The organism is Roseicyclus sp. (assembly GCF_052168335.1).
Taxonomy (GTDB): Bacteria; Pseudomonadota; Alphaproteobacteria; order Rhodobacterales; family Rhodobacteraceae; genus Roseibacterium.
The window spans coordinates 1-8046 of sequence record NZ_JBQLZP010000274.1 but is presented as its reverse complement, the minus strand read 5'-3'; the positions used below and the strand labels follow the sequence as shown (position 1 = coordinate 8046).

The 8046-nt window shown below is 74.1% G+C and carries 7 protein-coding genes; 5 read left to right on the top strand and 2 right to left on the bottom strand.

Annotated elements, in window-relative coordinates; all coding sequences use genetic code 11:
* Positions 1-183, bottom strand: a 183-nt coding sequence (locus ACTS11_RS08340) for an ABC transporter substrate-binding protein (protein ID WP_442639864.1), incomplete at its 3' end; no start/stop codon positions are given.
* A 95-nt stretch (positions 184-278) separates the two neighbouring features.
* Between ACTS11_RS08340 and ACTS11_RS08335 the strand changes: the two genes are divergently transcribed.
* Complete coding sequence (locus tag ACTS11_RS08335) at positions 279-1625, top strand: ABC1 kinase family protein (RefSeq protein WP_442639863.1); 1347 nt, start codon at positions 279-281, stop codon at positions 1623-1625.
* Here the strand turns inward: ACTS11_RS08335 and ACTS11_RS08330 are convergent.
* Positions 1598-2548, bottom strand: coding sequence for a lysophospholipid acyltransferase family protein (locus ACTS11_RS08330; RefSeq protein WP_442639862.1), 951 nt, complete (start codon positions 2546-2548; stop codon positions 1598-1600). The two genes, ACTS11_RS08335 and ACTS11_RS08330, sit on opposite strands and share 28 nt — an antisense overlap.
* 231 nt (positions 2549-2779) lie before the next feature.
* Between ACTS11_RS08330 and ACTS11_RS08325 the strand changes: the two genes are divergently transcribed.
* Genes ACTS11_RS08325 through ACTS11_RS08310 form a run of 4 tightly spaced genes read left to right on the top strand, consistent with a single transcriptional unit; the run spans position 2780 to position 7963 of the window.
* Complete coding sequence (locus tag ACTS11_RS08325; RefSeq protein WP_442639861.1) at positions 2780-4078, top strand: amidohydrolase family protein; 1299 nt, start codon at positions 2780-2782, stop codon at positions 4076-4078.
* Between the two features lie 16 nt (positions 4079-4094).
* Positions 4095-5078 carry a BMP family protein gene (locus ACTS11_RS08320; protein ID WP_442639860.1) on the top strand — a complete coding sequence of 328 codons (984 nt, stop codon included), beginning with the start codon at positions 4095-4097 and terminating at the stop codon, positions 5076-5078.
* 12 nt (positions 5079-5090) lie between these two features.
* Positions 5091-6449 (top strand): amidase family protein, encoded by a 1359-nt coding sequence (locus ACTS11_RS08315; RefSeq protein ID WP_442639859.1) that lies wholly within the window; start codon positions 5091-5093, stop codon positions 6447-6449.
* The gene (locus ACTS11_RS08310; RefSeq protein WP_442639858.1) at positions 6446-7963 is read left to right on the top strand and encodes an ABC transporter ATP-binding protein; all 1518 of its coding nucleotides are present in this window, start codon (positions 6446-6448) and stop codon (positions 7961-7963) included. The genes ACTS11_RS08315 and ACTS11_RS08310 overlap by 4 nt, the downstream gene beginning before the upstream one ends.
* The last annotated feature ends 83 nt before the right edge of the window (positions 7964-8046 follow it).

Genomic DNA, 8046 nt, shown 5'->3' with positions numbered 1-8046 from the left:
CTCGGAATTGACGAAGAAGCTGTCGGTGCGTTTGTAGGCGCCGCGCAGATAGTTGCGGTTCACCCATTCGAAGTCGAAGGCCAGGCCCAGCGCCTGACGCACCCTGATATCCTGGAACAGGTCGCGGCGGGTGTTGAAGGCAAACGCGCGCATGCCCAGCGGCCGGCTGTGCGGCGCGATCATCAGCGTCACCCGTCCGTCGCGGGCGGCGGCGGTGGCCCGCCGCACTGGCCGGGGGCACGCCGCGCCCTAAACTCCGCCGCGAGGCAGGAGGCACCATGACCGAGCGACGACCCCCGATCCGCAGCCGCGCGGTTCCCGCGAGCCGCCTGTCGCGGCTCGGGCGGATGGGCGGGCTCGCGACCGGGCTCGCGGGCGACGTGGCGCTCGGCGCGGGCCGTGCGCTCATGCGGGGAGAGCGGCCGCGGCTCGACCGGCTGGTGCTGACGCCGGGCGCCGTCGGCCGGATCGCCGAGCGCCTGTCGGAGATGCGGGGCGCGGCGATGAAGCTCGGCCAGCTCCTCTCGATGGAGACGGGCGACATGCTGCCGCCCGAACTGGCCGAGATCCTCGCACGCCTGCGCGCCGAGGCGCACACGATGCCGCCGAAGCAGCTCAAGCGCGTGCTGGAGGCGGCATACGGCGCGGATTTCCGGAAGCGGTTCAAGGGGTTCGACGCGACGCCGCTGGCCGCCGCCTCGATCGGGCAGGTGCATCGCGCGACGGCCGCCGACGGGATGCCCGTCGTCGTCAAGCTCCAGTATCCCGGTGTGCGGGCCTCGATCGACAGCGACCTCGACAACGCGGCGGCGCTGATCCGCTGGTCGGGGCTGATGCCGGCGGAGCTCGACCTCGGGCCGGTGATGGCCGAGGCGCGGCGGCAGCTCCACGACGAAGCCGATTACGCGCGGGAGGGGGACTGCATGGCGCGGTTCCACGCGCTGCTCGCGGGCGACGCGCGCTTCGTCGTGCCGGTCCACCGCCCCGACCTTTCGGCGCCGGGCGCGCTCGCCATGAGCTACGAGGCGGCGGAGCCCATCGAGACGCTGGCGCTGGCCCCGCCCGGCATGCGCGACGCGGCGATGACGGCGCTGATCGGGCTGTGCCTGCGCGAGCTGTTCGAGTTCCGGCTGATGCAGACGGACCCGAACTTCGCCAATTACCGCTGGCGGCCGGAGACGGGGCAGATCGTGCTCCTCGACTTCGGGGCGACGCGCGGGATCTCGGCGGCGGTGGCGGACGGGCACATGCGCCTCCTCCATGCCGGGCTCGCGCGCGACCGCGATGCGGTTCTGGCCGCGCTTGAGGAGCTGGACTTCGTGCGGACGGGGCTGGCCGAGCGGCACCGGACGGCGCTGCTCGACATGGCGGAGATGGGCTTCGAGGCGCTGGCCGGGCCGCTCGACTTCGCGGCGAGCGACCTGCCCGAGCGGATGCGCCGGCGCGGCATGGAGATCGGCGGCGAGCGGGAGCTGTGGCACATCCCGCCGGCCGAGACGCTGTTTCTCCAGCGCAAGATCGGCGGGCTCTACCTCATGGCGGCGCGGGTCGGGGCGCGGGTGGATTTCCCGGCGCTTCTCGCGCCTTACGCGCGCGCTCAGACGGGCGGTCGGGCGGGCGGATAGACCGGCGGCACGCCCGGCGGGCGCTTGCGGAACCGCTCGAGGCACCACCAGTAGGGCGCCGGATCGTCGGCGATGAGCGCCTCGATGGCGCGGTTCATCGCGGTCGCGTCCGCCTCCGCGTCGCCCGAGGGAAAGCCCGCGAGCGGCGGGAAGACCTGGAGGACGTGGCCCGCGCCGTCGCGGCGCAGGCGCACCGGCAGGACGATGGCACCCGACATCCCCGCGAGGCGCGCGAGCGAGTTGCTGGTCGCGGCGGGAATGCCGAAGAACTCCGCCCAGACAGAGCCGCGCCCGCCGAACTCGAGATCGGTCGCGAACCAGGTGACGTCGCCCGCCTTCAGCCCCTTCGCGATGGTGCGCACGTCGCGGGCGGGCAGGACACGGTCGGAGAAGCCGGTCCGCGCCCATTGCAGGACGGCATCCGCGGCGGGGTCGCTCGGCGCGCGGTAGAGGCCGGTGAGGGTGCGGTCGCCGCGCGGAAGCTGGGCGGTGAAGGCGCCGTTCAGCTCGGTCGAATTGTAGTGGCAATTCAGCAGGATGATGCCCCGCCCGGTGTCGCGCGCCGCCTCGAAATGCGCGAGCCCCTCGAAGCGGGCGGCGAAGGCGGGGTGGCCGGGGCGGTAGGAGAACCAGACCTTGAGCGCGGTGAGGAGCGCCGTGGCGAGATGCCCGGTCGAGGCGCGCGCGAGGCGTTCGCGCTCGGCCTCGGGCAGATGCGGCAGGCAGGCGGCGAGGTTGGCGCGCGTCACGCGGGCGAGCTTGGGCCAGCGCCAGAGCGCCCAGGCGAGCGGGCGGCCGAGCGCCGGCATCGCGCCGAGCGGCAGGAACGCGACGGCGCGGCCCGCCGCCACCACGAGGAGGAGCGGCCAGTTCTTCGGCCGGAGCAGCAGCCGCAGCGGAAACGGGGCGCGGGGCGTCGTCATCGCCCGCGTCTTAGGCGGCGCCGGGGCGGAGGGCAAAGCCAAATCGCGGGGCCCCGAGTCGGGCCTGACGGGGGCGCGCGAAGCCGGGTGGCGCCACCGGGCGGGGGTGCGCGGGCGGCGAACCGCCCAAAAAGCGGGCAAATGCCGCGAAGGGGAGCGCCGGATGCAGGTCCGCGTTGCGTCCGCCCGCGCCGTCTTTACCATGTGGTCAAAAGACGACGGGGGATGACGATGCTGGACCTGCTCTTGCGCGGGGCGCGGCTGCCGGACGGGCGGGGGCCGCTCGACATCGCGGTGAGCGGGGGAAGGATCGCGGGCATCGCCCCCCGGATCGAGGCGGAGGCCGCGCGCGTGATCGAGGCGGAGGGGCGCCTCGTGGCGCCGCCCTTCGTCGATCCGCATTTCCACATGGACGCGACGCTCAGCCTGGGGCTGCCGCGCCTGAACGTCTCGGGCACGCTGCTCGAGGGGATCGCGCTCTGGGGGGAGCTGAAGCCGCTCCTGACCGTGGAGGCGGTGGTCGAGCGGGCGCTGCGCTACTGCGACCTCGCGGTGGCGCAGGGCCTTCTCGCGATCCGCAGCCACGTCGACGTGTCCACGGCCCCGCCGGTGGGCGTCGAGGCGCTGCTGGAGGTCAGGCGGCAGGTCGCCGGATACATCGACCTCCAGCTCGTCGCCTTTCCGCAGGACGGGCTCTACCGCGCGGAAAAGGCGGAGGAAAACCTGATCCGCGCGCTCGACATGGGCGTCGACGTGGTGGGCGGCATCCCGCATTTCGAGCGCACGATGGAGGAGGGCGCCCGCAGCGTCCGGCGCCTCTGCGAGATCGCGGCCGAGCGCGGCCTGCCCGTGGACCTCCACTGCGACGAGAGCGACGACCCGATGTCGCGCCACGTCGAGACGCTGGCCGCCGAGACGACGCGCCTCGGCCTCGGGGGGCGCGTGGTGGCGAGCCATGTCACGGCGATGCACTCCTACGACAACTACTATGCCTCCAAGCTCATCCCGCTGATCGCGGAATCGGGGATGAACGTGGTGCCGAACCCGCTGATCAACATCACGCTCCAGGGGCGGTCGGACACCTATCCGCGCCGCCGCGGCCTGACGCGGGTGGCGGAGCTCAGGGCCGCCGGCGTCAACGTCGCCTTCGGGCAGGACTGCACGATGGACCCCTGGTATCCGCTGGGCTCGGCCGACATGCTGGAGGTCGCCCACATGGGCATCCATGCCGCCCCCATGACCTCGCGCGAGGCGATGGCCTGGGCCTTCGAGAGCGTGACGCTGGGCGGCGCGCGGGCGATGGGCCTGCCGGACCCGACGCTGCGCGAGGGCGGTCCCGCGACGATGGTTCTCCTCCAGGCGCGCGACCCGATCGAGGCGATCCGCCTGCGCGCGACGCGGCTCTGCGTGATCCGCGAGGGCCGCATCCTCTCCGAGACGCCGCCGCGCCGGGCGCGCCTGTCGCTGCGTGGGCGGCCGGACACGCTCGACCCCGCCGATTACGCGCCACCCGACACCCGATCCACCTGACCGAAAGGACGCTGCCATGAGACTGACCACCACCCGCCGCTCGCTGATGATGGGGGCCGCCGCCACGCTGGCGCTGCCCGCCTACATCCGGCGCACGAACGCCCAGACCGCGATCCGCGTCGCGGGCGTCCACGCGAGCCCGGTCGAGAACGCCTGGAACAGCCGCATCCACCTGGCCATGCAGGAGGCCGCGGCCTCGGGGCTGATCGAGTACGAATTCTCGGAAGGCGTCGCCGCCACCGACTATCCGCGCGCCATGCGCGAATATGCCGAGGCCGGCGCGCAGCTCGTCTGGGGCGAGAGCTATGCCGTCGAGCGCGAGGCGCGCGAGGTGGCCGCCGACTACCCCGAGACGGCGTTCCTCATGGGCTCGTCCGGGGGGCCCGAGGGCGAGAACTTCGGCGTCTTCGGCACCCGCAACCACGAGGCGGCCTATCTCGCGGGGATGCTCGCGGGCGCGATGTCGGAAACGGGCGTCTTCGGCTCGGTCGGGGGCTACCCGATCCCGGAGGTGAACCTCCTCATCAACGCCTTCCGCATGGGCGTGAGCGAGGTGAACCCCGACGCGCGTTTCCTCAACGGCTTCATCGGGGCGTGGTTCGATCCCGCCCGCGCGCAGGAGATGGCCATCGCCCAGATCGACCAGGGCGCCGACATCCTCTTCGGCGAGCGGATCGGCACGGCGGACGGCGCGCAGGCCCGCGGCGTCAAGGCCATCGGCTCGCTCATCGACTACACGCCGCGCTACCCCGAGACGGTCTTCGCGAACGCGATCTGGAACTACGGGCCGACCATCGCGGCCATCGTCGCCGACATCCAGGCGGGCAACGCGGTGGGCCGCGACTACACCGAGTATTCCTTCATGGAATACGGCGGCAACGAGCTGATCTACGTGGCCGACATGGTGCCGGCCGAGGCGGTCCCGGCGATGGAGGCGCGGCGCGCCGAGATCGCGTCGGGCGCCTTCGAGGTGCCGATCGACGCGAACGAGCCGGCCTGAGGCGCGGGGCGCATGCGGGACGCGACGGCGCTCGCCCGGGCGATCGCGGCGGGGGAGGTGTCCCCTGCCGCGGTGGTGCGCGCGACGTTCGACGCGGTGCGGTCGCGCGCCGCGCTCGGCGCCGTCGTGGAGATGCTGCCCGAGGCGGAGGCCGTCCGGGCCGTCGAGGAAGGGGCCGCGACGGGCGGCCCCTTCGGTGGCGTGCCGATGCTGGCCAAGGACCTCGGCGCGCCCGCCGCGGGGCTGCGGCAGGGTGTGGGCTCGGCCGCGCTGAAGGTGCGGCTGCCGGTCCCCGACCGCGAGACGGAGGGGCGGCTGATGCGCGCCTTCCGGGCCGGGGGGCTGGCGCCGGTGGGCCTGTCCACCGTGCCCGAATTCGGCTTCGCGCTGTCGGCGGAGCCGCCGGGCGGGCCCGTGGCGCGCAACCCTTTCGACCCCGAGCGCACGCCCGGAGGCTCCTCCGGCGGGGCGGCGGCTGCGGTCGCGGGCGGGATCGTCGCCATCGCGCACGCGACCGACGCGGCGGGCTCGATCCGGGTTCCGGCGGCGGCCTGCGGGCTCTGGGGGATGAAGCCGACCCGCGGGGCGGAGGCCTCGGGGCCGATCTTCGCCAATCATCTCATGGGGATCGCCTCCGAGGGGGTGCTGGCGCGGTCGCTGCGGGACGTGGCGGCGGCCTGCGAGGTCGCCCGCGTCGCGCGGGCCGAGGCGGCGCTGCCGGAGGCGCCCCGGATCGGCCTCGCCATCCCCGAGGACTGCGGGCCGGAGGAGGCGGCGGCGGCGGAGCGGGTCGCGCGGCTGATGGAGGCGGCGGGCTGCGTCCTCGTCACCATGCCCGCGCCCGACGCGCTGGGGCAGGAGGTTCATCTGCTGGTGGGACGCATCCTTGCGGTCGCGCTCGCCACCGGGCTCGACGCGCTGGGCGTGCCCGACGACGAGATCAGCCCGCTCGCCGCCGCCAACCGGGCGCGGGGGCGGGCGATGGTCGGAACCGAGGTCTTCGCGCTGTCGAACCGGATGGCGGAACTGTCGGACGCCACGCGCCGCGCGCTCTTCGGGGGCTGCGACGCGGTGGTGATGCCGGTCCTCTCCGGCCCGCCGCCACGCATCGGGCATTTCCCGACGGATCACGCCGACATCGACACGCATCTGGAGCGGATGGAGGTCATGGCGCCCAACGCCGCGCTCGCCAACCTCGCGGGGCTGCCCGCGCTGGCGATCCCTGCGGGCGTGGCGGAGGGGCTGCCGCGCGGCGTGCAGCTCGTCGGCCCGGCCTGGAGCGACCGCGCGCTTCTGGCGCTGGCGGGGCGGATCGCGGGGGAACTGCCGGAGATCGCCTATCCCCACCCGGTCGCGGGGTTCGCGACATGAGCGTGCTGCGCCTGCAAGGCATCACCAAGCGCTTCGGGGCGTTGACGGCGAACGACGACGTGTCGCTCGACCTCGCGGAGGGGGAGATCCTGGCGCTGCTGGGCGAAAACGGCGCGGGCAAGACGACGCTGATGAACATCCTCTTCGGCCATTACGCCGCCGACGAGGGGCGGGTCGAGGTCTTCGGGCGGGAGTTGCCGCCGGGCCGCCCGCGCGCGGCGATCGAGGCGGGCGTCGGCATGGTCCACCAGCATTTCACGCTGGCGGGGAACCTGACCGTGCTCGAGAACGTGATGCTGGGCTCCGAGCCGATGCTGCGCCTCCGCTCACGGCGGGAGGAGGCGCGCGCGCGGCTCATGGCGCTGTCCGAGCGGTTCGGCCTGCCGGTCGTGCCCGAGGCGAGGGTCGCGCGCCTGTCGGTGGGCGAGCGGCAGCGCGTCGAGATCCTGAAGGCGCTCTACCGCGACGCGCGCATCCTGATCCTCGACGAGCCGACGGCGGTGCTGGCCCGGCCGGAGGCGCAGCGCCTCTTCGAGACGCTCAGGGGGATGACCGGGCAGGGCCTGTCGATCATCTTCATCAGCCACAAGCTCAACGAGGTCATGGCGGCCTCGGACCGGGTCGCGGTGCTGCGCGGCGGGCGCCTCGTGGCCGAGCGGCGGACGGCCGAGACCTCGCCCGACGAGCTGGCCGAGCTGATGGTCGGCCGCCGCGTGACCCGGCCGAAGCGCGAGGCGCATGGCGTCGGCGGCCCGATGCTGCGGGCCGAAGGCGTGACGGTGGAGATCGAGGGCAAGACCGCGCTCGACGGCGTGTCCTTCCACGTCAACCGGGGCGAGATCCTGGGCATCGTCGGTGTTTCGGGGAACGGGCAGGCGGCGCTCGGCGCACTGCTCTCCGGGCTGGCCGCGCCGAAGGCCGGCGCGCTGACGCTGGAGGGGCGCGAGATCGGCGGGCTCGGCCCCCGCGCCTTCATCGCGGAGGGGATCGGGCGCATCCCCGAGGACCGGCACGCCGAGGGCGTGGTGGGCGAGCTCTCGGTCTGGGAGAACGCGGTGCTCGAGCGGCTGTCCTCGCCCGAGTTCTCGCGCCGGGGCTTCGTGCGGCGGGCGGAGGGGAGGGCCCATGCCGCGACGCTGATCGAGCGCTTCGACGTGCGCGGGGCGGGGCCCGAGACGCGCATCCGCCTGCTGTCCGGGGGCAACATGCAGAAGCTGATCCTCGGCCGGGTGCTGGCGGCCGCGCCCAAGGTGATCCTCGCCAACCAGCCGACGCGCGGCCTCGACGAGGGGGCCATCGCGGCGGTCCATGCCGAGCTTCTGGCGGCGCGCGCGGCGGGGGCGGCGGTCATCCTCATCTCGGAGGAGCTGGAGGAGGCCGTGGGCCTCGCCGACCGTTTGCAGGCCATCGTGGGCGGTCGGCTGTCGCGCCCCGTCCCGGCGGAGGAGGCGGACCCCCGCCGCCTCGGCCTGATGATGGCGGGCGTCTGGGAGGAGGCGGACGATGCGGCTTGAGCGCAGGGCGAACGTGCCGCTGGCGCTGGCGGCGGCGCCGCCGCTCGGCGCCATCGCGGCGGCGCTGGCGCTGGCGGCGGGCC